This window comes from Kaistia sp. UC242_56 (assembly GCF_044452255.1).
GTDB lineage: Bacteria > Pseudomonadota > Alphaproteobacteria > Rhizobiales > Kaistiaceae > Kaistia > Kaistia defluvii_A.
Map to the genome: position 1 here is coordinate 2,032,355 of NZ_JBIOAN010000002.1, position 24,233 is coordinate 2,056,587.

At 64.5% G+C, this 24,233-nt stretch carries 18 protein-coding genes; 6 read left to right on the forward strand and 12 right to left on the reverse strand.

Translation table 11 applies throughout. The annotated features are described in order from the left end of the window. Positions 1 to 108: 108 nt before the first annotated feature. From ACHMWQ_RS12315 to ACHMWQ_RS12330, 4 genes are all read right to left on the reverse strand, one after another. Entirely contained in the window at positions 109 to 1,251 is a 1,143-nt protein-coding gene (locus ACHMWQ_RS12315; RefSeq protein ID WP_354548404.1) for a hypothetical protein, read from the reverse strand. 242 nt (positions 1,252 to 1,493) lie between these two features. After that, positions 1,494 to 1,658: a hypothetical protein gene (locus tag ACHMWQ_RS12320; RefSeq protein WP_396307680.1), complete on the reverse strand. Its 165-nt coding sequence runs from the start codon at positions 1,656 to 1,658 to the stop codon at positions 1,494 to 1,496. A gap of 214 nt (positions 1,659 to 1,872) precedes the next feature. Further along, positions 1,873 to 2,040, reverse strand: a complete 168-nt coding sequence (locus ACHMWQ_RS12325; RefSeq protein WP_354548408.1) for a hypothetical protein — start codon at positions 2,038 to 2,040, stop codon at positions 1,873 to 1,875. Positions 2,041 to 2,160: 120 nt separating this feature from the next. Next, on the reverse strand, positions 2,161 to 2,871 hold the full coding sequence (locus tag ACHMWQ_RS12330; RefSeq protein ID WP_396307681.1) for a pentapeptide repeat-containing protein: 711 nt from the start codon (positions 2,869 to 2,871) through the stop codon (positions 2,161 to 2,163). 214 nt (positions 2,872 to 3,085) lie between these two features. Here ACHMWQ_RS12330 and ACHMWQ_RS12335 point away from each other — a divergent pair, with 214 nt between their 5' ends. After that, entirely contained in the window at positions 3,086 to 4,948 is a 1,863-nt protein-coding gene (locus ACHMWQ_RS12335; RefSeq protein WP_396307682.1) for a TRAP transporter large permease subunit, read from the forward strand. 12 nt (positions 4,949 to 4,960) lie between these two features. Then, positions 4,961 to 5,962, forward strand: a complete 1,002-nt coding sequence (locus ACHMWQ_RS12340; RefSeq protein ID WP_396307683.1) for a TRAP transporter substrate-binding protein — start codon at positions 4,961 to 4,963, stop codon at positions 5,960 to 5,962. Positions 5,963 to 6,105: 143 nt separating this feature from the next. On the opposite strand, the gene ACHMWQ_RS12345 is transcribed toward ACHMWQ_RS12340, so the two are convergent. The 5 genes from ACHMWQ_RS12345 to ACHMWQ_RS12365 form a co-directional block, all read right to left on the reverse strand. Continuing rightward, complete coding sequence (locus tag ACHMWQ_RS12345) at positions 6,106 to 6,543, reverse strand: RES family NAD+ phosphorylase (RefSeq protein ID WP_396307684.1); 438 nt, start codon at positions 6,541 to 6,543, stop codon at positions 6,106 to 6,108. Between the two features lie 106 nt (positions 6,544 to 6,649). After that, entirely contained in the window at positions 6,650 to 7,078 is a 429-nt protein-coding gene (locus ACHMWQ_RS12350) for an antitoxin Xre/MbcA/ParS toxin-binding domain-containing protein (protein ID WP_354548416.1), read from the reverse strand. Positions 7,079 to 7,326: 248 nt separating this feature from the next. Further along, positions 7,327 to 8,373 (reverse strand): hypothetical protein, encoded by a 1,047-nt coding sequence (locus tag ACHMWQ_RS12355; RefSeq protein WP_396307685.1) that lies wholly within the window; start codon positions 8,371 to 8,373, stop codon positions 7,327 to 7,329. A 97-nt stretch (positions 8,374 to 8,470) separates the two neighbouring features. Beyond that, positions 8,471 to 12,178: a vitamin B12-dependent ribonucleotide reductase gene (locus tag ACHMWQ_RS12360; protein ID WP_396307686.1), complete on the reverse strand. Its 3,708-nt coding sequence runs from the start codon at positions 12,176 to 12,178 to the stop codon at positions 8,471 to 8,473. A 673-nt stretch (positions 12,179 to 12,851) separates the two neighbouring features. Beyond that, complete coding sequence (locus ACHMWQ_RS12365; RefSeq protein WP_396307687.1) at positions 12,852 to 13,790, reverse strand: AraC family transcriptional regulator N-terminal domain-containing protein; 939 nt, start codon at positions 13,788 to 13,790, stop codon at positions 12,852 to 12,854. A gap of 131 nt (positions 13,791 to 13,921) precedes the next feature. On the opposite strand from ACHMWQ_RS12365, the gene ACHMWQ_RS12370 reads away from it, so the two are divergent. Continuing rightward, a complete protein-coding gene (locus ACHMWQ_RS12370; protein WP_396307688.1) occupies positions 13,922 to 14,674 on the forward strand; it encodes an SDR family oxidoreductase in 753 nt (250 codons plus the stop codon). 76 nt (positions 14,675 to 14,750) lie between these two features. Here ACHMWQ_RS12370 and ACHMWQ_RS12375 read toward each other — a convergent pair whose 3' ends face one another. Further along, positions 14,751 to 15,155, reverse strand: coding sequence for an NADH:ubiquinone oxidoreductase subunit NDUFA12 (locus ACHMWQ_RS12375; protein ID WP_354548428.1), 405 nt, complete (start codon positions 15,153 to 15,155; stop codon positions 14,751 to 14,753). A 106-nt stretch (positions 15,156 to 15,261) separates the two neighbouring features. Further along, positions 15,262 to 15,729, reverse strand: coding sequence for a MarR family winged helix-turn-helix transcriptional regulator (locus ACHMWQ_RS12380; RefSeq protein WP_396307689.1), 468 nt, complete (start codon positions 15,727 to 15,729; stop codon positions 15,262 to 15,264). 183 nt (positions 15,730 to 15,912) lie between these two features. Between ACHMWQ_RS12380 and ACHMWQ_RS12385 the strand changes: the two genes are divergently transcribed. Further along, positions 15,913 to 16,341, forward strand: a complete 429-nt coding sequence (locus ACHMWQ_RS12385; RefSeq protein WP_396307690.1) for an organic hydroperoxide resistance protein — start codon at positions 15,913 to 15,915, stop codon at positions 16,339 to 16,341. Between the two features lie 100 nt (positions 16,342 to 16,441). Here the strand turns inward: ACHMWQ_RS12385 and ACHMWQ_RS12390 are convergent, their stop codons facing one another. Next, complete coding sequence (locus ACHMWQ_RS12390; protein WP_396307691.1) at positions 16,442 to 19,315, reverse strand: ribonuclease E/G; 2,874 nt, start codon at positions 19,313 to 19,315, stop codon at positions 16,442 to 16,444. A gap of 803 nt (positions 19,316 to 20,118) precedes the next feature. Between ACHMWQ_RS12390 and ACHMWQ_RS12395 the strand changes: the two genes are divergently transcribed. Both ACHMWQ_RS12395 and ACHMWQ_RS12400 read left to right on the forward strand, forming a co-directional pair. Beyond that, positions 20,119 to 21,444 (forward strand): N-acetylmuramoyl-L-alanine amidase, encoded by a 1,326-nt coding sequence (locus ACHMWQ_RS12395; RefSeq protein WP_396307692.1) that lies wholly within the window; start codon positions 20,119 to 20,121, stop codon positions 21,442 to 21,444. Positions 21,445 to 21,767: 323 nt separating this feature from the next. Continuing rightward, positions 21,768 to 24,212, forward strand: coding sequence for a penicillin-binding protein 1A (locus ACHMWQ_RS12400; protein WP_354548438.1), 2,445 nt, complete (start codon positions 21,768 to 21,770; stop codon positions 24,210 to 24,212). Positions 24,213 to 24,233 lie beyond the last annotated feature (21 nt).

A 24,233-nucleotide genomic window follows, 5' to 3' on the forward strand; every position in this document is an offset into this window, starting at 1 on the left:
GAGCGATCGACCGTTACAGTCTGTCCCGATGCGGGACAAGAAAAACCGGGCGGTCTGCACCGCCCGGGATCCGTTTGGCGCGCCGGGGCGCGCAGTTTTCTCAGGCGCTTACTGGTTGGCCTGGATGTCGACGGCCAGAACGTCCGGCAGCGTCTGCGGCGCGGTCGAAGCGGCACCGAAGATCTGCATGATCGGAACGGGATTGCCGGGGGCCGCGGTGATGGTCAGCGACTGCGGGTCCTTGAGGAAAGCGGTCGCCGCCATGGCGATGCGATCCTGGAAGCCCTGGTTGCCGACGACCGAAAGCAGCAGCGGCAGCGCGCCGCTGATCTGCTCGACGAACTGCTCGGGCGTCGCGCCCATCTGCTTCGCCTGCATCGCGATCACGCGGCCGACAATGCCGGCATTGTCGAAGCGGATCTTGGCGTTGTCGACGGTGGCGGTGGCGGCGAGTTCCGAGAGCTTGTCCGGATCCTGCAGCTTGTCGCGCGGCAGGCCGCCGAACGTGCCGGTGATCACGAGCTTGCCGACATCCTTGCCGTCGAGGCTGATGGAGCGGAAGGTGAAGCTCTGCTTGGAATTGTCATAGGCGCCGTCGATGCCTACGTCGAAGTTGAGCTTGTCGTAGCCGAGCTGCTCGACCCAATCCTTGGTCTGCTCGTCCGACTTCAGCACTTCGCCGGGAATGGTTACGCCGGTGACGCGCAGCTGGCCGTCATTCGGCGCGCCTTCGACGACATCGCCGAGCGAGATGTTCACGCCATCGACGGTGATCGGCGCGGGGGTCTCGGTGGAAACGACGTTGATGGTCGACATTTCCATGTTCGAGAACGGCGTGATCTTGGCCTTCGAGTTGATCTCGGTCGGCGCGGGAACGATGGCGTCCTTGAACAGGCCCTTGTCCCAGCTGATCGTGGTCTTCTCGTCGACGATCTTGCCGGCGTCGAACGAAATGCTGGCAGCCGTGAAGCCGCCGCTGGTGCGCTCGATCGGGCTTTCGATGACGATGGCCGGAATGGTCACGTCGCCGCCCTGCTTGGCGACCATCTTCACATTGCTGAGAGTGACGTTGTCGCCATCGGCCTTGGCCGATTCGACTGTGACCTTGGCCTCGCCGCGTGCCTGGGCGGCGGCGATGAAGGCGTCTGAGATCTTCTGGGCGTCGGGAGCTGCGAAGGCCGCCGTCGACAGCATCAGCGCAGATGCGAGCGTAAGGCTGCGCACCGCGAAGCCGGAAACTGTCAGGTTCATTATGTCCTCCAAGGAACGAATCGAAAGTGCTCGGCGAGAGGCCGAAACAAGGTCCGGCGGGCATTCTGTCCGTACTTCATGGCGAGAGCAAGAACGGCAGCCCTGCCTGTGATGAACGTCACCCGTGTCGAAACGGGGGATTGCACCCGTCCGAATCTGCCCAAACCGTGCCGGCACGCCTGGAATCGCCCGGTTGAGCGCCGCAACCGGCGGTATGGGAAATTTCGAAGAAGACCGCGCCATCAACCGCGGCTGCGCGAGCAGGCATTGATGTCGGAGGTTCCGCCGGGGCCGCAGGCATTGACCGGCTCCATGGCCTTGATGGCGGGCGAATTCGGATCGGTGGTGCAGCCCTGCAGGCTGGCACCGGCGGACAGGACTGCGAAAACCATAAGCAGAGAGCGCATCAACTTGCTTCACCTATGCGGTTCGAGCGGCGATGATGAGCCCCGCCGCCGCCGAAACGGTGAGGGGCTCTGTCGATCTCCTTGCCGATATAGGCGAGCACGCCGACGCGGCCAGTCCTCGTTCGGAAGACTAGGCCGTTTTCGCAGCTCGTGGCCGATGAAGCCAAGGTCAAGCCAGGCAGGCGGAGGATCCGTCTGCCTGGTTGCGAAATGATCAGCGGCGGCCGCTCGAGCAATCGTTCACATTGCTGGATCCGCCGGGACCGCAGGCATTGACCGGGTCGTCCATCGCCTTGATCGCGGGGGCGTTGGGATTGCTGGTGCAGCCCGACAGGCTGGCCAGGCCGGCGCTGATGGCAAGAACGGCAAGCAGGGTGCGCATGGGAACTCATCCTCTGGTTGGCCCTTCGCTTCGATGCGCCGGGCTTCCCGGCGGCACAGCGCTTTCTTCGTGGGCAAACCGGAGGGTCTCGCAACGGAAGGTCGCGCGCAAGTGGCATCCTTACAGCACGATCAGCCCAATGCCCTTCAACAAATCCGCCGCCTGAGCCTTGGAGATGATCGCCTTGCGGAACAGGCCGGCATCGGCCAGCGTGATGGCGCCGAGATCGCAGCCGCGCAGGTCCGCTCCCTCGAATTTCGCCGCCCGCAGGCTGGCTGAGCGCAGCGACGAATCGACAAACACGGCATCGCGAAAATCCGCGCCGGCGAGATCGGCATCGGCGAAATCGACGCCGTCGACCCGCTCCTTGCGAAACGACAGGTTGCGCAGCATCGCGCCGTTCAAACGGGTGCGGCGGAAGGCGATGCCGATCGCCGCCGCGCCCTGGAAGTCGCCGCCCGTCAGCTTGCAATCCTCGAAGCGGGCATTGGTCAATCGCGCGCGGACGAATTCGGCGTTGCTCAGGTTGCAGTTGCCGAAACGGACGTCCGCCAGCTCGGCGCCGGAGAAAACCGCCTTCAGCGCCCGCACCTCGTTCCAGCGCGATCCCGTGGCCTCGACGCCGCGAAGATCGCTGCCGGAGAAATCGCAGCGCTCGAAGCTCGCCTCGGCGAGATGGAGACCCTTCATGTCGCAATCGGTGAACTGGCAATCGGCGAAGCGCACCCCGGAAAGATCCGTCTCGCCATCGAACAGGCTCGCCAGCCGGATCTTCTCGGCAACGAGGTTTTCGACGATGCGGGTCGGGGCGGGAGCGGGCGGTCGGGTCATGAATCAGCCTTGGGTGCTTTTCCGGCACCCTATCCCCAAGCGCATCCCGCCTCCATCGCCAACGGACCCCACCCGCGTCTCGATCCATGGGGCTCCAAGGGTTCGCCCTAAACACTTGTCCCCGCAGGCTCGATGCAGTGTCATGCCGCGATCGCGGTGATTCCTTGGCACGTTTGGACATCCGCTGGCGCAGGATGGCAGGGACGGCCGCTGTATGATCCTTGAAGCCACGAAACCCTCGCCCCCCGGTGCGCGACCGGGCTTTCGAGACGCCGTTGCGATCCGCGCCGGTCTCGTCCTGAGCCGGCTGGAGACAGGGCTTGGCGCGCTCTGTGCCGGCATTCTCGCCCTCCTTCTGGCGGTGGTCCTGCTCTCGGTCGGGCTCCGCTATGGCCTTGGCAGCGCCTTTCTCGGCTCCGACGAACTGGCGATATGGCTGCATGTCGCGCTGATCGCCATCGGCGCGCCGCTCTCGATCCACAGTGCGCTGGCGATGCGCCTGGACGTCCTCACACGTCTGCTGCCGGCGGCCGGACAACGGGCAGCGCTGGTGCTCGCCGACAGCTTCGTCATCGTCGGCGGCCTGGTGCTGGTCTTCGGCGGCGGGGAGATTATCGCCATGCTCGGCGGTGTCTCGCCGACTCTTGGCCTGCCGGAATGGGTGCGCTTCGCCTTTCTGGGACTTGGCGGTGCGCTGACGCTGCTGGTTGTTGTTCTGAAACATCTATCGGAAGGCCGCGCCTGGCTGCTGCTGGCCGTCCTTGTGATCGGAACGACGCTCTATATCGGCGGTGACAGCCTCGTCCTCCCGGTCTGCCTGCCGCCCAGCCTGGCGCTTGGCCTGATCGCGCTGGTCGGCCTCGTGGTCGCGGCGCCCCTGCCGTTTGCGTTTCTCGCCGCCGCCTATCTCGCCATTCCCTTCGGCAGCAGCATGCCCGAACCGGCCATGGTCGCTTCCGTCGTTTCCGGCATGTCGAAATTCCTGCTGCTGGCGATTCCCTTCTTCCTGCTCGCGGGCGGCTTGCTGACCGCTTCCGGTGTCGCGGGCCAGCTTGTGCGCTTCGCCGCCGCGCTGGTCGGCCACAAGCGGGCAGGGCTGGCGCAGACGACGCTCCTGACCAGCGTGCTGTTCTCCGGCGCCTCGGGATCCTCCGTCGCCAACGCCGCCTTTGGCGCCAGCACGTTTCAGCCGGAACTGGTCAAGCGCGGCTATCCGCCGGCCCAGGCGGGCGCGATCATCGCCGCCACCTCGGTGCTCGACAATGTCATCCCGCCCTCGATCGCCTTCCTGATCCTCGCGGCGGCGACCAATCTTTCGGTTGGCAGCCTGCTGGTCGGCGGCTTCGTCGCCGGCGCGGTGATGGCCGTGGCGCTGGCCGTTGCCATCCATCTCACGGTGCGGGTCCGCAGCGCCGAGGCCCGCACCACGCCCGCCGAGCGCCGTAATGCCGCCATCGCGGCGATCCCGGCCTTCGGCCTTGGCGTCATCGTCGTCGCCGGCATCCGGCTCGGCGTCGTCACCACGACCGAGGCCGCCGCTCTCGCCGCGCTCTACACGCTGCTCATCGGCCTGTTCGGACGGCTGAGTGCCCACAGCCTCTATGCCGCCTTCCGGCAGGCGGGCGCCGAGGCGTCGGCGATCGGCCTTCTGATCGGCACCGCGGCGCCCTTCGCCTTCCTGCTCGCCGTCGACGACATTTCGGGCCTTGTGGCGAGCCTGGCCGACAGTTTCGGCGGCAGCCCGGTCGCCGTCCTGCTGCTCAGCAATCTCATCCTGCTCGTCGTCGGGCTGGTGCTCGATATCGGCGCGGCGATCCTGCTGTTCGGGCCGCTCCTGTTGCCGCTCGCGGTCGCCGCCGGCATCGATCCGATCCACTTCGGCGTTATCCTGGTGGTCAATCTGATGATCGGCGGCCTGACGCCGCCCGTCGGCATGCTGGTCTATGTCGTCAGCGGCGTCACGAAGCTACCGGCGGGATCGCTGTTCCGCGCCATCCTGCCTTATCTGTTCGCCCTCGTGGTCGCGCTCGCTTTGCTTTCCGCTGGCGCGATCCTCGCCATTCCATCCGTCCGCTAGAGAGCTTCCCCCATGCCCCCGTTCACCCGCCGCCAGTTCCTCCGCTCCGCCCAGACGCTGGGCCTCGCCGCGCTTGCAACCCCGGCTCTGGTCGGCCGGGCCGCCGCCGCCACGTCGCTGACGGTCGCCTCGCTGCTGGGACCAGACAAGCCCGAGACCAAGATCTGGGAGCGGATCCGCGACCGGGTCGAGGCGGAACTGCCGGGCGCGTTCCGCTTCAACATCGTCGCCAATGCGGCGCTGGGCGGCGAGAAGGAGGTGGCCGAGGGCCTCCGCCTTGGCTCGATCCAGGCCAGCCTTTCCACCATCTCGACCCTGTCGGGCTGGGTGCCGGAAACGCAGATCCTCGATCTGCCCTTCCTGTTTCGCGATCGCGATCATCTCCGAAAGGTCGTTCAGGGCGATCTCGGCGCCGAACTGAAACAGAAGCTTGGCGCGGAGAATTTCGTCGTCGCCGACTACATCAACTACGGCGCCCGCCATCTTCTGGCCAAGGAAGCGATCACCCGGCCGGAACAGCTGAAGGGCAAGCGCATCCGCGTCATCCAGAGCCCGCTGCATACCGAACTCTGGGCGTCCTTCGGCGCCAACCCGACGGCGATCCCGATCCCGGAAACCTACAACGCACTGTCTACCGGCGTCGTCGACGCCATGGACCTGACGAAATCCGCCTATGCCGGCTTCAAGCTCTACGAGGTGGTGCCGTATCTGACTGAGACCGGCCACATCTGGGCCTCCGGCGTGGTCGTCTTCGCAGCGCCGTTCTGGAAGCGCCTGGACGAGCGCCAGAGGGCTGTCTTCCAGGCGGCTGCCACCGAAGGCGCGCGCTATTTCGACGAACTCATCATCGCCGACGAAGCGGCCTCGATGCAGCTCGCAGCCCAAAGTGGCGGCCAGATCGTCCAGCCGGAAGACCGTCCGGCCTGGGAGAAAGGCGCGCGCACCGTCTGGCAGAGCTTTGCCGGCAAGGTCGGCGGCATGGACAAGATCGAGGCGATCCGCGCGGTCAGGTGAAGGGCGCTCTTGCGCGTGGACGGCTGATAGCCGAGCGAGATCAAGGCGTTGTCCGGGCTTCTCGATTCAGATCGGAAGGCCGGATTCTTTCACCTTCATGCGGCGAGGCGAAGGTGCCGCCGCGCTTTGACGCGGCGCCATGCCTAGAGACGGGCGGGCAGCCAGAGGCGTTCGTCGAAGCGGAAGGGACGCTGGTTGGCAATCGAAAGCGCCGTGGCCGCCGGATGGGCCGGGTTCACCAGCAGGTTGAAGCTCTCCGGCACAATGAAGGACGGCACGCGCAGCACCGGCGTGCGCGCCTCGGCCAGCCAGGCATCGCCAAAGCCCTGCGGGGCCTCCGGCAGGGTGTCGAGCATCTCGACGGCGAGGCCGTCGAGGGCGATGCCGGTCAGGACGTAGTCGTCCGGCAGCAGATCGGGCGTCAGGTCGAGATGAACGCGGACCTCGAGCACGGCCAGCGCCGCCGCTTCGGCCGCGTAGATCATCGCCCGTCCGGGCGAATTCCAGCGCCCGCCATAGAGCCGCGCCCCGGTGCCGGAAAGATCGGCGAAGGCCGCGCGGGAGATGCGCCAGGCGATCAAGCGAGGCGCGCCGTCAGGAGTGCGGCGCCCGCCGACGCGCGGCAGGCTGCAACCTGTCCGCCCCGGTGGCGACGAAACTCACGGCTCGCAGGGCTGCATGCGTCCATCAGGCGGCGATGCCGTGGCTGATCCGGCCGAGCAGGTTTTCGACCTGCAGCGCGCCTTCCGACGTGTCGAGCAGGGACAGGGGCGTCTCGTCGCCCAGTGCGGTCGTCGGCCGCCGCAGCCAGGTCGCGGCCTTCTGCTGGCTGCCGAACGTATCCTCGGCCGCCGCGATCACGCGCGCGGCGCGCATCAGCCGGTCGGACTGGTCGGCGGTGAGCGTGCCGATCTTTCGACGGTGCGACAGCGTTTTTCGCGGCAGCACGACGAGGTCGAGCTCGGCCAGCGTCATCCGGCCGCTATCGAGCACGTGTTCGACGGCGCGCACCGGCAATCCGTGCCGCACGGCGGCGATCAGATCCCGCCCGCTCCGGATCGAAAGCCCGAGCGCGGTTTCCCCGCCGACAATATCGAGTGCTTGCGTGTGAGCCATGAGCGCCTCCTGGCGATATGCCAAGAATGTAGGTGCATATGGCCGGGACAGCAAGAGGCGGCAAGATGTGCTGTCGACCGGCGCCAGTCGCGTTCCTCTCATCAACAGCAATGGAAACCTCGGCGGCGGCGAGGGGCTGTGACTGAATTTTTCGCGGTAGGGGCGGGACCGGTAGCTGGGCGTGCTAAGCAATGCCGATCTAGTGAACTCGGAGTTGAAGCACGTTCGTCCGCTCACTAGCTTGGGGACTAATTTGCGTCCGAGCGCTCCACCATGTCTTCACCAAGGAGATTTCCAAGAAAAGTACCTCGCTTGCCTGTCGCGGGATCGAAGAAAATTGACCTATCAGCACCTGTTGCTCGCGAGGCAATATAAGAGAACGTTGTCTCATCCCACGGCCTGAAGATTTTAATCTCCCCTCCTGGTAATAATGTAGATGTATATGGTCGAACTGTTTCCTGATTGATTATGATGCTTGTCGGGCTTTCCGAGTTTATGTAAAAATGTGTTGCATCCCGTAACGATGACTTGTAGTGAATTCTTGCGTATAATTCGCTAAATTGTGTCTCTGAAACCGTGGACCCCAGTAAGTCAAAAGGTCCTTTGGGTCCAACTTCCATCTGCAGCCCTCCATCATTGATGAGAACTATTCCAAGGCAACCCAGACGCATGGCAATTGATTGGCCAATGATGTTGGTTGATAAATCAAAAGGGAATTCGTTCTCCTGGTATTCTATTTTGTACCAGTATGCTGAGAATGGAAAAGGTGAGTGCAAGCAATTGAAGATTGTTGGCTTCCGAGCGCTCTGCAAGATGAGGTGGCAGTGATGCAGTTCCTGGATCCAGTCGACTGGAACTATGCTGCCTAACGAAGGATTTTTTCGGTCTAGTAGCAACGCAGTTTCAAGGACCAAGATCCCGATCAATATCTTTGCCATCCATCGAGCAATAGCCAATTGCTCATCATCAGACCCAATTTCCCCGCGATCTACAATGGATTGAACCTTCCGTTCGATTTCAGATAGAAAACCGGTGTTACACGGGGTGCAGCATGGGACAGTAAGGTGGCGATAGGGGATGAGTGTTTGGTTCAGTAGCCCCAGCCGCTCGTCATGTAGCGAGAACTTTCTCTGGAGCCACTTTGGTATAACGTGTTCGCCTTGGCCTGTGCTCGGAGGGCCACCACAAGCGAAGCAGCATCGCTTCTTAATGTTCTCAGGGGCTATGGCATTCTCTGCGATTGACAGGACATAGCCGCGATCAGCGTCGCCGTTGTTGTCTTCATTGGCTGCCAACTCTCTGCCCCATAAGCTCGCGAGTATATCTGTTTACGATATGTTCCCCTAAGTATTCCGGGCCCCGCTCGCGCGAGGCCCGGCTTAGTTCAATTCCCTACGAGCAGCCGCTCGTATTGCCGCACGTATCGCACTTCAGGCAGGTGCCGTTGCGCACCATGGTGAAGTTGCCGCATTCGGTGCAGCTTTCGCCCTCATAGCCCTTCATCCGCGCGATCGCGACCTGTTCGGCCGCCTTTGGCTTGGGCTGGCTGGCGGGCGAGACCGCGACCGGCTCCACCGTGCCGACAGAAAGCTCCGTCTCGGGAGCGACGTCGCGCTTGAAGGCCGTGGCGGCGGCGCCGCCGATGCCCGTCGTGCGCAGCGCCGTTACCGTCGAGCCGGTGACGGCGGGAGCGGTGGCCGCGCCCTTCGATTCACCAGCGCGGTCGACCAGCTTGAAGCGCTCGGTCTTGCCGCGGACGAGGCCATGGCTGACCTGCGGCGGCTTGGAGGTCGGCAGGTCGCCGCCGCCCAGCGTCGTCGCATTATTGTCCTCGGGGACGACATGGGCGAGGTCGTTGCGGCCGAGATAGGAAACGGCCAGCTCGCGGAACACGTAATCGAGGATCGACGTGGCGTTCTTGATCGCCTCGTTGCCGGTGACCAGGCCGGCCGGCTCGAAGCGGGTGAACACGAAGGCCTCGACATATTCCTCGAGCGGCACGCCATATTGCAGGCCGAGCGAGATGGCGATGGCGAAGTTGTTCATCATCGCACGGAAGGCGGCACCTTCCTTGTGCATGTCGATGAAGATCTCGCCGAGCCGGCCGTCGCGATATTCGCCGGTGTGGATATAGACCTTGTGGCCGCCGACATTCGCCTTCTGGGTATAGCCCGTGCGGCGGTCCGGCATCTTCTCCCGCTTGCGGACTTCGCGCTCGATGATCCGCTCGACGATGCGCTCGGCGATCTGCTCGGCGCGCGCCGCCGGCGTCTTGGCCATCAGCGCCTCGACGGCGTCGTCCGCATCCTCGTCGTCATCGGCGAGGATCTGCGAATTCAGCGGCTGCGACAGCTTCGAGCCGTCGCGATAGAGCGCGTTGGCCTTCAGCGCCAGGCGCCAGGACAGCATGTAGGCGTTCTTGCAATCCTCGACGGTGGCGTCGTTCGGCATGTTGATGGTCTTGGAGATGGCGCCCGAGATGAAGGGCTGCGCCGCCGCCATCATGCGGATGTGGCTCTCGACCGAGAGATAGCGCTTGCCGAGTTTGCCGCAGGGATTGGCGCAATCGAACACGGCGTAGTGCTCGAGCTTCAGATGCGGCGCGCCTTCCAGCGTCATCGCACCGCAGACATGCACGTTGGCGGCTTCGGTTTCCTTCTTCGAGAAGCCGAGAGCCGGCAGGATCTCGAAGGCGGGGTCGTTCAGCTGCGTCTCGGTGAAGCCGAGCGTCTTGAGGAAGTCCTCGCCCAGCGCCCACTTGTTGAAGACGAACTTGATGTCGAAGGCCGAGGCGAGGCCGCCTTCGAGCTTCTCCAGCACCTCGTCGGTGAAGCCCTTGGCCTTCAGCGTCGTGTGGTTGACGCCGGGCGACTGGCGCAGCGACGCATGGCCGACCGCATAGGCCTCGATCTCGGCGATCTGGTGCTCGGCATAGCCGAGGCCCTGGAGGGCTTCCGGCACGGCGCGGTTGATGATCTTGAAGTAGCCGCCGCCGGCGAGCTTCTTGAACTTCACCAGCGCGAAGTCGGGCTCGATGCCTGTGGTATCGCAATCCATGACCAGACCGATCGTGCCGGTCGGCGCGATGACGGTGGACTGGGCGTTGCGGTAGCCATGCTGTTCGCCGAGCGCCAGCGCCTTGTCCCAGGCAGCCTTCGCATGCTCGCCGAGGCGGGCATCCTTGAGCGAGGCATGGTCGAGCAGCACCGGCAGGACCGACAGGCCCTCATAGCCCGTCGCTTCCGCATGCGCCGCGCGGCGATGGTTGCGGATGACGCGGAGCATGTGCTCGCGGTTCTTGGCGAAGCCGGGGAAGGGGCCCTGTTCCTTGGCCATCTCGGCCGAGGTGGCATAGGCGGTGCCGGTCATGATCGCGGTCAGCGCGCCGCAGATGGCGCGGCCTTCGGCCGAGTCATAGGGAATGCCGGCGGTCATCAGCAGGCCGCCGATATTGGCGTAGCCGAGGCCGAGCGTGCGGAATTCATAGGAGAGCTCGGCGATTTCCTTGGACGGGAACTGCGCCATCAGCACGGAGATCTCGAGCACCACCGTCCAGAGGCGGCAGGCATGCTCGTAGCGCTCGACGTCGAAGCTCTTGTCCTCGTTGCGGAACTGCAGAAGGTTCAGCGAGGCGAGGTTGCAGGCCGTGTCGTCAAGGAACATGTATTCCGAGCACGGATTGGACGCGTTGATGCGTCCCGAGGCCGGGCTGGTGTGCCACTCGTTCATCGTGGTGTTGAAGTGCAGGCCCGGATCGGCGGAAGCCCAGGCGGCGTGGCCGATCTGCTCCCAGAGGTCTTTGGCCTTCAGCGTCTTGGCGACCTTGCCGTCGGTGCGGCGGATCAGGTTCCAGTCCCCATCACTCTCCACCGCGCGGAGAAAATCGTCGGTGATCGAGACGGAGTTGTTGGAGTTCTGGCCGGAAACGGTGAGGTAGGCCTCCGAATCCCAATCGGCGTCATAGACGGGGAATTCGATATCCGTGTAGCCCTGCTTGGCAAACTGGATGACGCGCAGGATGTAGTTCTGCGGCACCAGCGCCTTCTTGGCAGCGCGGATCTCGCGCTTCAGGGCCGGGTTCTTGGTCGGGTCGTAGCAATCGTCGCCCGAGCCCTCGCAGTTCACGCAGGCCTTCATGATGGCCTTGAGGTGCTGCGCGTTGATCTTCGAGCCGGTGACGAGGGCGGCGACCTTCTGCTCCTCGTGCACCTTCCAGTTGATGTACTTCTCGATGTCCGGATGGTCGGCGTTCACGACGACCATCTTGGCGGCGCGGCGTGTGGTGCCGCCCGACTTGATGGCGCCGGCCGCGCGGTCGCCGATCTTCAGGAAGCTCATCAGGCCGGACGACTTGCCGCCGCCGGAAAGCTTTTCGCCTTCGCCGCGGAGCGCCGAGAAGTTGGAGCCGGTGCCGGAGCCGTACTTGAACAGGCGCGCCTCGCGGACCCAGAGGTCCATGATGCCGCCTTCGTTCACCAGGTCGTCGGAGACGGACTGGATGAAGCAGGCATGCGGCTGCGGGTGCTCGTAGGCGGTCTTCGACTTGACGAGCTTGCCGGTCTTGTAGTCGACGTAGAAATGGCCCTGGCTCGGGCCGTCAATGCCATAGGCCCAATGCAGGCCGGTGTTGAACCATTGCGGGGAGTTCGGCGCCACCTTCTGCGTCGCCAGCATGAAACGGTGTTCGTCGAAGAAGGCCTGGGCGTCTTCCTCGGTGTCGAAATAGCCGCCCTTCCAGCCCCAATAGGTCCAGGTGCCGGCGAGACGATCGAACACCTGGCGCGAATCGACTTCGCCGGTGAAGCGCTCCTTCTCGGGCAGCGTGGCGAGCGCCTTTTCGTCGGCGACCGAGCGCCAGAGGAACGACGGAACGTCGTTCTCCTCGACGCGCTTCAGCCGCGCCGGGACGCCGGCCTTGCGGAAATATTTCTGGGCGATGATGTCGCTGGCGACCTGGCTCCAGGTCGAGGGCACCGCGATGCCTTCCAGGCGGAAAACGATCGATCCATCGGGATTGCGGATCTCGCTTTTCGTCGTTCGGAACTCGATGCCGGCATAGGCTGACTGGCCTGCCGTCGTGTAGCGCCGTTCGATCCGCATCGTCTCAAGCCCTTTGTTTTCGGGTGGCGCAGCCTCGGCGCACCACCGGCCGGCGCATGGCGCCCGCTCTGTCCCTTGCCCAACGCTTTACACCAGGATGGGTTTCGGCCCCACCCCTTATCTAGTGCTCAAGATACGCTGAGACTCTAAATATAGTGTTTACACACCAAAATGTCACGGTTTGGACATGCCGATCCAAGACACAATAGGGCGATCAGACGGGGAAGGGAGTCCACCCAACCGCCGTATGTTCCGACTGCCAACCATGTCCTGGAAAACCGGATCGGGGGGATCCGGAGCGCATTCCAACTCTAAGCCGGAAGCTATGACGAGTCCGGCAAAAGCGTCAAGGAATAGTGGTGGTGAATTCTAAGCCGCCTACATGTGGATTTGGCATTGCAAAATCCGCGAGGGGTTGCGTAGCGATTTCGCGCGGGCGTTTGAAACGTCAGGAGTTTCAAAGTTAACAAAGCCTTGCGCGGGAAGGCTGGAACGGACGACGCCCGTATGACGCGCTGTCGATCGCGAAAGGGCGGGGCGCCTTATCCTCAATCTCCACAGGCGCTCAATTCGTGGCCGGATGTGGCCCCGATGGCCTTGCGGAAATGAAAACGGCGGAATGCTGCGGAGCTGCCGCAAACGCATATTCCGTCGGAAATCGACGTTGCGCGAATCAGCCCGGCCCCATGCCGTCTGGCAACGCCGAGGAGGCTCCATGCGACGGCAAGGCCTCTGTTCTATCGCGCACCGCGACGGTGTCCCGGCTGGGTGGCAGGCCGAAAAGGCGACCATATTCCCGCGTGAACTGCGATGCACTTTCATAGCCCACGGCAAAGGCGGCGCTGCTGGCGTTCACCCCCTCCGCCAGCATCAGCCGCCGCGCCTCGATCAACCGCAACTGCTTCTGGAATTGCAGCGGCGACAACGAGGTCACGGCTCGAAAATGCTGGTGGAAGGACGAGGGACTCATGCCTGCGATCTCCGCCAGATGCTCGACCCGCAGCGACCGGGCATAGTCGGTCCGGAGCACCGCCACGGCGCGCGCCACGCGCCGATGGTGTCCATCCACGAGCCCGAGCCGGCGGATCGCGGCGCCGTGGCGTCCCTCCAGCAGCCAGTAGTGGAGTTCGCGTACCCGTTGCGCATGCAGTATCGGCACCGATGCCGGACGGTCGAGCAGTCTCATCAGCCCGAGCGCTGCGTCCGAGACCTCGAGGTCGGTCGGCTCGAACCGTACCGCGGCGCTTTCGGTAGCCGGCAGGGAACCCATCTCCACGGAAAGCTCGGCAATTACCGCAGGATCCAGCTCCAGCACGAGAGAGAGGTAGGGCTCGCCGAAGCTGGCGCGAGTGATCTGGCTAACGGTGGGAACATCCGCCGTGATCAGAAGCGAGTCGCCGGCCTGGAACGTCAGCGTCTGCGCGCCCGTCGTTACCTGCTTGGCTCCCTGCAGGACCAGGCAAACCAAAGGCCGGGAGATCGCATGGATGAGATCGCTGGGCCTCCGCGAGCGGATGGTGGTCAGGCCGGGAATGGGCGTCTGTGCTTGTCCCGCGGGATCGCCATGGGTTTCGACATAGCGTCGGACGGCGTCGAGAAGCGTGTGGGTCATGGGCCGACCGTAGCCTCTTCCGGCTAGGGATGCATTCGTCTTGTAGGAATAGGCAAGCAACGGCGAGCTTCCGGCAAGGGCGAAACCTGGGGAATCGCTAAGTAGGGCTCCTCGCAACAGGAGTTTTCAGCGTGACCATTGCACTTGTTACCGGAGCCAGCCGTGGCCTTGGCCGCAACACCGCCCTCAGCATCGCCCGCCATGGCGGCGACGTGATCCTGACCTATCGCAGCCAGCGCGAGGAGGCGGAAGCGGTCGTGGCCGAGATTGCCGCGCTGGGCCGCAAGGCACTCGCCTTCCAACTCGATACGGGCAACTTGGCCGAGTTCGCAGCCTTCTCCGATAGGCTGCGCTATGCGCTGCGCGAGACATGGCAGCGAGAGACGTTCGACCATCTCGTCAACAATGCCGGCCATGGCGACTATGCCATGATCGGCGACACAACCGAGGCACAGTTCGACGGGCTGGTGAACGTACACTTCAAGGGCGTGTATTTCCTGACGCAGGCGCTATCGCCGCTGCTTGCCGATGGCGGCCGCATCGTCAATCTCTCTTCCGGCCTGACGCGCGTTTCCTATCCGGGGTACGGCGCCTATGCGGCGGTCAAGGGCGCGGTCGAGATCCTGACGCTCTATATGGCGAAGGAACTGGGTAGCCGCGGAATCGCGGTCAACACGGTTGCGCCTGGCGCGATCGAGACGGATTTCGGGGGCGGTGCCGTTCGGGATAACCCCGAGGTCAACCGGATCTTCGCCGACATGACGGCGCTTGGCCGGGCGGGCGTCCCCGACGATATCGGTCCGATGATCGCGAGCCTGCTTCAGCCAGACAATCGCTGGGTCAACGCGCAGCGGATCGAAGTGTCGGGCGGGCAGGGGATCTAGCCAACCGCCCAAACGAAACGAGCCCCCCGCAAGGGAGGGCTCGTGAGACGGCAGGGCCGGGAAACAGCAAGGAAGTCTAGGGCGTCCAGGCTTCGTAGTCGCCGGTCGCGCGCGGGCGCTGGTCGGCGCCGACGATCGAGCCCTTCGGCCGGTAGGCGGCAGCGGTGCCGGTGCCGTTCGGCTTGTGCGGCTTCTGCCAGTCGCGCGGAGCGTAGCTCACCTGCGTCGGGGGCAGTTCGCTGCGGTGATGGATCCAGCCATGCCAGCCGGTCGGGATCGTCGAGCTGTCGGCATAGCCGTTGTAGATCACCCAGCGACGCTCGGGAAAGCCGCCGGCGGTGCGGTCCGGGTCGGGCGTGCGGTAATAGGTGTTGCCGAACTCGTCGGTGCCGACCTTTTGGCCCTTGCGCCGCGTATAGAGACGCGTGCCCATGGTCTGGCCGTTCCACCAGGTGAACAATTCGGTCAGGAACCAGCCCATTTTCGACCCTCTTCTCGACAGCGATTTCACCCTGCTTATGCCGCCATGGCGCGGCCAAGTCAAAGGCTGCAAGAGCCCATACCGAGGAATGCGGCCCGGCTTGCGCTCATCCGTCGCGGCTGGCGTCGGCGGCGGGATCGTTGAGGATGTCTCGCAGCGCCGCGATGCTGTCGCGCAGCGCCATCACCTGCGCCTCGCTCATGGCGAGCGTGCCGGCCAGCGACTGCGTCACGCCGCAGGCGTCCTGCAGCAGCCGGCGTCCCTGGTCGGTCAGCGAGACCCGAACCTGCCGCTCGTCGGCCGCATCGCGGCGGCGGACCAGATGACCGGCCGCTTCCAGCCGCTTCAGCAGCGGGGTCAGCGTGTTCGATTCCAGGAACACGCGCGAGCCGATCTCGCTGACGGTCAGGTCCTCCGCTTCGCCCAGCGCCATCAGCACCAGATATTGCGGGTAGGTGAGGCCGAGCCTGTCGAGCAGCGGCCGATAGGCGCGGTTGAAGGCGCCATTGGCCGAGTAGATCGCGAAGCACAGCATCCGGTCGAGGTCGAGCGCAGAGGCAGCGTGCGGCGTCATGGTTGGTCTCCGGTTTGACCCTGCATATTATATCGTGCGCGATTGAAGCGGAAGCGCGCTACCGGCAGGGCAGCCATGCGAGAATGTGCATCGTCAGCGATCAAATCGTGTGCGATTTAATTGCTCGCCGGACGAGACCGGTCCCTTGAAGCGCATCGGCGCCCATGCAGCCAGGAGCCCATCATGACGATACTTTACACCGCCGCCGCAACCGCAACCGGCGGCGGCCGCGATGGCCGCACCGCCAGCTCGGACGGTCGCCTCGACCTGCAGCTCAGCGTTCCCAAGTCGATGGGCGGCAATGACGGCCCGGGCACCAATCCTGAACAGCTCTTCGCGGCCGGCTATTCCGCCTGCTTCCTTGGCGCGCTGCGCTTTGTCGCCGGCAAGGAAAAGGCCAAGCTTCCGGAAAACACCAGCGTGACGGCCGAGGTCGGCATCGGTCCGCGCCCCGACGGCACCGGCTTTGGTCTCGACGTCGCGATCCACGTCGCCCTTCCGGGCTTCGACCAGGCGCAAGCGGAAGACCTCGTCGCCAAGGCGCATATCGTCTGCCCCTATTCGGAAGCGACCCGCGCCAATCTCGACCTCCGCGTTTCCGTCGCGGTCTAAGCCAGGGACTGGAGCCAAAAGAAAAGGCCCGGCAATGCCGGGCCTTTTCTAGTTCTGGACGCCAGCGCCGAGGCGCTGGCGTGAATTTCGGGAGCTCGTTCTAGAAGAACGAGCGCCGCTGCCACCAGCCGCCGCGCTTCGGACGATCGTCCTCGGGCTGCGCTTCGGGCTCCTGCTTGGTGGCCTCGATCTCGGCCGGGGTCTTGTCGACCATCGACTCGTCGTCGAGGCCGAGCGGATCGTCGCTCTGGCTCGCCATCACCTCTTCCGTGGTGACGCGCAGGTCGGAGATTTCCTCTTCCGGCTCGTCATCCTCGTCATCGCCGACTTCCGGCATGTCGAGCTCCGGCTCATCGCCGATCTCGTCAAGGAAGGGTTCGGCCATGTCGGCGATGTCGGCGACCGGAATATCCTCGGCGATCAGGCGCTCGCCGGCATCTTCCGGCTCGATGTCGCGAATGCCTTCATCCTCGACCTCGACAAACCGCTCGGAGAGCACTTCACCGGTCTCGTCGAGTTCCAGCGTCCGGCCCTCTTCGGAACCTTCGCCCTCGGAACCCTCGACCTCGGAGCCTTCGCCCTCGGCGCCACGGCGACCGCGACGGCCACCCCGACGACCGCGACGACGGCGACGGCGCGGCTCGCCATTCTCGTCGTGCTCCTGCTCGTCGCCCTCGGCATCGCTGCCGCCTTCGGAGGCTTCGCTGCTGGAGCCTTCGGCGGCGGCGCCTTCGCCCGCTTCGCCTTCGTCTTCCTCGTCCCCGGCTTCACCCGCAGAACCGGCTTCCTGGCCAGCACCGCCAGCCTCGCCGCCCCGCCGACGCCGACGGCGACGACGCTTGCGGCGTCCGCCTTCATCGGCCCGCGCCGCCTCGGTCGAGCTTTCGCCGGCGGCCTCGGTATCGGCGTCCGCCTCGGCTTCGCTCTCTTCCGACTCGACCTCGTCCTCGATCTCCTCGTCTTCCGGATAGATCGTGTCGGGATGGACGATCGGCGAGGGTGCCGTGATCAGCGGCACGTCGCGCGGCTGCACGGCCTCGCCACGCTCGAGCATGTAATGCTGGGCCGAGTTGACGGTCTCGTCGGCCAGAACCGTGATGGCGATGCCGAAGCGCGCCTCGATCTCGGCCAGGTGATTGCGCTTCTGGTTGAGAATGTAGAGTGCGACGACTGTCCTGGTGCGGATGGTGAGGTTGTGGGTCGCGCCCTTGAGAAGGTTGTCCTCGAGCGACCGCAGCACATGCAGCGCGACGGATGCCGGCGCGCGGACATAGCCGGTGCCATGGCAATGCGGGCAGACCTCGACCGAGCTTTCGACGACGCCGGTGCGCAGGCGCTGGCGCGACATTTCGAGCAGGCCGAAATGCGAGATCCGGCCGACCTGGATGCGGGCGCGGTCGTTCTTCAGCGCGTCCTTCAGCTTGCGCTCGACCGAACGGTTGTTGCGCTTCTCTTCCATGTCGATGAAGTCGACGACGATCAGGCCGGCAAGGTCGCGCAGGCGAAGCTGGCGCGCCACTTCCTCGGCCGCTTCTAGATTGGTCTGGTAGGCCGTGTCCTCGATATTGTGCTCGCGCGTCGACCGACCCGAGTTCACGTCGATGGCGACGAGCGCTTCGGTCTGGTTGATGACGATGTAGCCGCCGGACTTCAGCGTCACCTGCGGCGAGAACATCGCGTCGAGCTGCGCCTCGATGCCGGTGCGGGCAAAGATCGGCTGGCTCTCGCGATAGGGCTGAACGTTCTTGGCATGGCTCGGCATGAGCATGCGCATGAAGTCCTTCGCCTCGCGATAGCCGTCATCGCCGGCGACGAGAACCTCGTCGATGTCCTTGTTGTAGAGATCGCGGATTGACCGCTTGATCAGGCTGCCTTCCTCGTAGACGAGGGTGGGGGCGGCCGAGCGCAGCGTCAGTTCGCGGACATTCTCCCAGAGGCGGAGCAGATATTCGAAGTCGCGCTTGACCTCGGCCTTGGTGCGCGAGGCGCCTGCCGTGCGCAGGATGACGCCCATGCCCTCCGGCACCTCCAGATCGGCGGCGACTTCCTTGAGGCGCTTGCGATCGGCGGTGTTGGTGATCTTGCGGGAAATGCCGCCGCCGCGTGCCGTGTTCGGCATCAGGACCGAGTAGCGGCCGGCCAACGACAGATAGGTGGTGAGAGCCGCGCCCTTGTTGCCGCGCTCTTCCTTGACGACCTGGACGAGCAGCACCTGGCGGCGCTTGATCACTTCCTGGATCTTGTACTGGCGGCCGCGACCGCGACGCCGCTCGGGCAGTTCCTCGAGCGCGTCCTCGGCGCCGACCGACTCGACGACGTCTTCCTCATGCTCTTCGTCGCCGCCGATTTCCTCGACGCTATGGTCGGAGGCCGGCGCATCGAGATGCGAGGAGGAATTGTCGTCCGAACCGTTCTCGTCACCCGAGCCGTTCTCGTCGCCATGGTCCGACGCGCCGGCGGAGACCGGACGCTCGCCATTCGACTCGTCGTCATGGTGCTCGTCGTGATGGCCGTCTTCGTGGTGGTCGTCGTGATGCGCTTCGTCAGCCGACACGCCTTCCTGGCCTTCCTCGGAAACACCCTCGGAACGGGCTTCGTCGGCGGCCTTGGCGGCGACTGAACGATTGCTGCCGCGGCGGCGGCTGCTCTTGGCTTTGGCGGCGGCGCGCTCTTCAGCCTCGCGCTCTTCCTGCTCTTCGGCGTCGATCAGCGCCTGACGGTCGGCGACCGGGATCTGGTAGTAGTCCGGGTGGATTTCGGAGAAAGCGAGAAAGCCGTGGCGGTTGCCGCCATATTCGACGAAGGCCGCCTGCAGCGAAGGTTCGACGCGCGTGACCTTGGCTAGATAGATGTTGCCGCGAAGCTGCTTCCGGCTCGCGGATTCAAAGTCGAATTCCTCGACCCGATTGCCGCGTACCACCACGACCCGGGTCTCCTCCGGGTGGGTGGCATCGATGAGCATCTTGTTTGCCATATTGGAAATTCTCCATGGCTCGACGCGCAAATCTCCGGCCGGCGCTGAGCGCCGATGCCGTGTTGGTCGCGAAGAAAGCCGTGATGGGGGAAAAGTGAACGTGCGCGCGCCTGCGCCAGCACCGTAGATACCACCCGACCGGCAATGGCCGGTTCAAGGTTGGCTGAACGGTAGGGGGTCGGCAAAAACATGGGTACGCGCTATGAGCCTCTTGAAGAACAGACCGGCAGAGCTGCCCCCGCCGGAAATCCCGACCGCGGACGCTTCCGCGTCCCACAGCCGCCGGATCGCAGGCTCGCCGGCCGTGCGCTCGGAAAGGGTCGAGCCTGCACGACAAAGATACCTGTCCCATCCCCAGACCGTGCACCGAAGTGACCGCGGAACGCTCTTGAGGCGGCAACCCTTGATCGGGTCGATCGTCTCTCAGCGCCCCACCGCATCATGCCGATCACGCCACGTTAGGCAGCAAACCGGTCGGAGGATGAATTCCGTAGTCTCCTTTTATGGAAGGCGACGATTCTTGGCAAGGATATTGGACGGCGAAGCATGGCGGTGCCGAAGGGGGATCTCGCTTCCCGAACCAGCCGTTTTACACTCATCCAGCTGTGCATGAAGCCGGTTTGGTTAGGAGGTCTTAACCATTCGATCCTAATCGTCTACACAGCCAAGATCGGGGCGGGGGCAAGGCTGCACCGGACGACACGATAGACATGCGAGAACGACAAGGCGTCAGCGCCGATCGACAGAATGGGCGAAGGGCCACACAGGGTGCCGGGCGATGGCTGGGCGCAGGCTGCTTCGTCTTGTTTTCCGCGTGGGCGTCCGCCGCCCAATCGCCGATCGACAATAGCGTCACCTCCGCCATTTCCCCGGTTGCCTCGACAGAAGGCGCCGAGACGCCAGCCGCAATCGCGCCGGCGCCCGACAATGCGCCTCTCGTTGCCGCGCCGCCGGCCGTATCCGGCGAGCCGGTGATTGCGCGCGAGGCGCGCGTCGTCGGCGACGGATCGCGCACCCGCTTCGTGATGGATCTGACCGGCCCCTCGGCCGTCTCCGTCTTCACCCTCGACGAACCCTACCGGGTCGTCGTCGATCTGCCGGAAGTCCACTTCGATCTCGCCGCCGATGCGGGCAAGGCAGGCAAGGGGCTCGTCTCCGCCTTCCGCTATGGCCTGATCTCCGCCGGCAAGTCGCGCATCGTGCTCGATGCCACCGGCCCGGTCTCGGTCGACAAGGCTTTCGTGCTGCCGGCCGACAAGGGGCAGCCGGCACGGCTCGTCGTCGATCTGGTCAAGAGCACCCGCACCGCCTTCCTGGACACGCTGCGCATCTCGCGTGATCGCGACCGCGCCACCGCGGGACATGAGCGCGAGGCCGTGCCCGGTCCCGCCCCGAACGACGGCAAGCTGCGCATCGTGCTCGATCCCGGCCATGGCGGCATCGATTCCGGCGCCATCGCCAAGTCCGGCATGCTGGAAAAGACCATCGTGCTGGCCTTCGCCCAGACGCTGAAGGAAAAGCTCGAGGCGAATAGCCGCTACGAAGTGCTGATGACCCGGTCGGACGACACCTTCGTGACCCTGCGAGGCCGCGTCCAGTTCGCGCGCTCCAAGCACGCCGACCTGTTCATCTCGATCCACGCCGATTCCTTCTCGGGCAGCGATATCCGCGGCGCGACCGTCTACACCCTGTCGGAGCGCGCGTCGGATCAGATGGCGGCCTCGATCGCAGAATCGGAAAACAAGTCCGACATCCTCGCCGGCGTCGACGTTCCGGAGGACACCAACGAGGTTTCGGACATCCTGATCGACCTGGCGCGGCGCGAGACGAAAAATTTCGCGGTCGTCTTTGCCCGCAATATGATCAAGGAACTGAAGCCGGCGGTGCGCCTGTTCAAGCGCGCGCACCAGCAGGCAGGCTTCATGGTCCTGAAGGCGCCCGACGTCCCCTCGGCTCTCGTCGAACTAGGCTATCTGTCCAATCCGGATGACGAAAAACTGCTGACTTCTCCCGAATGGCGGGACAAGACGGCCGTCGCGATCACCCGCGCCATCGACGCCTATTTTCGCAACCGGGTCGCCAACATGGCCGCCTCCGAAGCCCTGACTTCGGGGGTCGGCGAGCCATGAAGGCGCTGTTGCTCGAACAACACGCGGCGGCTCGCGCTTCCCTTCCGGCCGGCAGCGCCCAAGTTTCTCCACAAACGGACTGGAAGAACGGACCTGTTGGGTCTATCGAGGCCAAACGAACCTGTAGTTCGCCTTCAGTCAACGGGCGGTTGAGCCCCAAGCCTTCAGGCGTTGGTCGCGCATATCGCGCGGACGGTGTCGTTCTTTTTTCGGGACCGGCCTGGCAAGAGCTGCCAGGTAGATCAACCAATTTCGTACCGGGGTTCGTCTCGTCGGCCTGAGCTTGTCGCCGGCAAGGCGATCCAGCGGGGAACGCGAGCGATATGTTTCTGCGACTAATCGGCTATTTATTCGGGATTGGCGCCGTGTTTTTCTTGGCAGTTGCTGCAGGTGTGGCTTGGTATGTCTCCGGCTTGACGGGCGGATTGCCGTCGGTTGAGGTCCTGGCGAAATACGAGCCGCCGGTGATGACGCGCATCCACGCGTCCGATGGCCAGCTCGTCGGCGAATATGCCCGCGAGCGTCGCCTCTATCTGCCGATCCAGGCGATCCCGGATCGGGTCAAGGCTGCCTTCATCTCGGCGGAAGACAAGAACTTCTACCAGCACGCCGGTCTCGACTATTACGGCATCGCCCGCGCGGCCCTGCAGAACATCGCGGCGCTCTCGTCTGACAAGCGCATGATCGGCGCGTCGACGATCACCCAGCAGGTCGCCAAGAACTTCCTGCTGACCAACGAGCGCTCGCTGGACCGCAAGATCAAGGAAGCGATCCTGTCGCTCCGCATCGAGCAGGCGAACTCGAAGGACAAGATCCTCGAGCTCTACCTGAACGAGATCTTCCTCGGCCTTGGTTCCTATGGCGTCGCCGCCGCGTCCTTGTCCTATTTCGACAAGTCCGTGCACGAGCTGACCCTGTCGGAAGCCGCCTATCTGGCGGCGCTGCCCAAGGGCCCGAACAACTACAATCCCTTCCGCTATGCCGACCGCGCCATCGAGCGTCGCAACTGGGTCATCGACCGCATGGTCGAGAACGGCTTCGCGACCGCCGACGAAGGCGAGGCCGCCAAGGCGCAGCCGCTCGGCGTGAAGACCCGCGTCGCCAGCCCGCACATCTTCGCCGCCGACTATTATGTCGAGGAAGTGCGCCGCCAGCTGATGCAGATCTATGGCGAGAAGGCGCTCTATGACGGCGGTCTCTCGGTGCGCACTTCGCTCGACCCGGGCATGCAGGTCATGGCGCGCCAAGCGTTGATGAACGGCCTGGTCCAGTTCGACGAGCAGCATGGCTGGCGTGGACCCGTCAAGAACGTGCCGATCGAAGGCGATTGGGGCGTTGCCGTCGGCACCGTGCCGGCGCTTTCCGACATCATCGAATGGCGCCTCGCCATCGTCACGGCCGTCAACAAGGACGAGGCCGAGATCGGCCTGCAGCCGGGCCGGGACGAGACCGGCAAGCTGCTGCCCGCCCGCGAAACCGGCGTCATCCCGTTCTCGGAGATGAAGTGGGCAAAGCCCGCCGGCAAGAAGCTGACCGGCGCCAGCGACGCGCTCGAAGTCGGCGACGTCGTCTATGTCGAGCCGGCCGATGGCAAGCCGGGCTCGTTCCGCCTGCGCCAGGTGCCCAGCATCGCCGGCGCCATGGTGGTCATGGATCCCCATACCGGCCGCGTGCTGGCGATGGATGGCGGCTTTTCCTATGCGGAGAGCCAGTTCAATCGCGCCACCCAGGCGCTGCGCCAGCCGGGCTCCTCGTTCAAGCCGTTCGTCTATGCCGCCGCCCTCGACAATGGCTACACGCCGTCGTCGGTGGTCATGGATGCGCCGATCGAAGTCGACCCCGGCTATGGCCAGCCGATCTGGCGTCCGGAAAACTACGCCCAGAAGTTCTACGGGCCTTCCACGCTGCGCACCGGCATCGAGCAGTCGCGTAACGTGATGACCGTGCGCCTGGCGCAGGACATGGGCATGCCGCTTGTGGCAGAATACGCCAAGCGCTTCGGCGTCTATGACAAGCTCGGGCCCTTCCTGCCCAACGCGCTCGGCGCGTCGGAAACGACGGTGCTGCGCATGGTCTCCGGCTATTCGGTGTTCGCGAATGGCGGCCGCCAGGTGAAGCCGACGCTGATCGACCGTATCCAGGATCGCTTCGGCAAGACCATCTTCAAGCATGAAGAGCGCATCTGCGAAGGCTGCGATGCCGAGCAGTGGTCGCATCAGGACGAGCCGGTCATCGAGGACAATCGCGAGCAGGTGCTCGATCCGATGACCGCCTACCAGATCACCTCGATGCTGGAAGGCGTCGTTCAGCGCGGCACCGCGACGGTGCTGAAGAGCGTCGGCAAGCCGCTTGCCGGCAAGACGGGTACCTCGAACGACTACAAGGACGCCTGGTTCATCGGCTATTCGCCGGATCTCGTGGTCGGCGTCTTCATCGGCTACGACAATCCGAAGCCGATGGGACGCGGCATGACGGGCGGCGAAATCGCGGCTCCGATCGCTGGCGACTTCTTCAAGCTGGCGCTGGCCGACAAGGCCGCCATCCCGTTCCGCGTGCCGCCGGGTCTCACCCTGATCCCCATCGACCGCAAGACCGGTATGCGCTCCACCGCCGGCGGCGCGGGCACGATCCTCGAAGCCTTCAAGCCGGGCACGGGTCCGCCGGATACCTATTCGATCATCGGCCAGACCGATGCGAATGGTCAGCCGCTGACCGTGACGCCGGAAGCCGACCGGGCCGTCATATCGGGCACCGGTGGCCTCTACTGATCAAGCAGGCCGCGGGCTCCA

Coding starts and splice junctions, on each gene's coding strand:
- ACHMWQ_RS12315 (WP_354548404.1), bottom strand. CDS start 1,251: ATGAACCTGACAGTTTCCGGCTTCGCGGTGCGCAGCCTTACGCTCGCA.
- ACHMWQ_RS12320 (WP_396307680.1), bottom strand. CDS start 1,658: ATGCGCTCTCTGCTTATGGTTTTCGCAGTCCTGTCCGCCGGTGCCAGC.
- ACHMWQ_RS12325 (WP_354548408.1), bottom strand. CDS start 2,040: ATGCGCACCCTGCTTGCCGTTCTTGCCATCAGCGCCGGCCTGGCCAGC.
- ACHMWQ_RS12330 (WP_396307681.1), bottom strand. CDS start 2,871: ATGACCCGACCGCCCGCTCCCGCCCCGACCCGCATCGTCGAAAACCTC.
- ACHMWQ_RS12335 (WP_396307682.1), top strand. CDS start 3,086: ATGATCCTTGAAGCCACGAAACCCTCGCCCCCCGGTGCGCGACCGGGC.
- ACHMWQ_RS12340 (WP_396307683.1), top strand. CDS start 4,961: ATGCCCCCGTTCACCCGCCGCCAGTTCCTCCGCTCCGCCCAGACGCTG.
- ACHMWQ_RS12350 (WP_354548416.1), bottom strand. CDS start 7,078: ATGGCTCACACGCAAGCACTCGATATTGTCGGCGGGGAAACCGCGCTC.
- ACHMWQ_RS12360 (WP_396307686.1), bottom strand. CDS start 12,178: ATGCGGATCGAACGGCGCTACACGACGGCAGGCCAGTCAGCCTATGCC.
- ACHMWQ_RS12365 (WP_396307687.1), bottom strand. CDS start 13,790: ATGACCCACACGCTTCTCGACGCCGTCCGACGCTATGTCGAAACCCAT.
- ACHMWQ_RS12375 (WP_354548428.1), bottom strand. CDS start 15,155: ATGGGCTGGTTCCTGACCGAATTGTTCACCTGGTGGAACGGCCAGACC.
- ACHMWQ_RS12380 (WP_396307689.1), bottom strand. CDS start 15,729: ATGACGCCGCACGCTGCCTCTGCGCTCGACCTCGACCGGATGCTGTGC.
- ACHMWQ_RS12385 (WP_396307690.1), top strand. CDS start 15,913: ATGACGATACTTTACACCGCCGCCGCAACCGCAACCGGCGGCGGCCGC.
- ACHMWQ_RS12390 (WP_396307691.1), bottom strand. CDS start 19,315: ATGGCAAACAAGATGCTCATCGATGCCACCCACCCGGAGGAGACCCGG.
- ACHMWQ_RS12400 (WP_354548438.1), top strand. CDS start 21,768: ATGTTTCTGCGACTAATCGGCTATTTATTCGGGATTGGCGCCGTGTTT.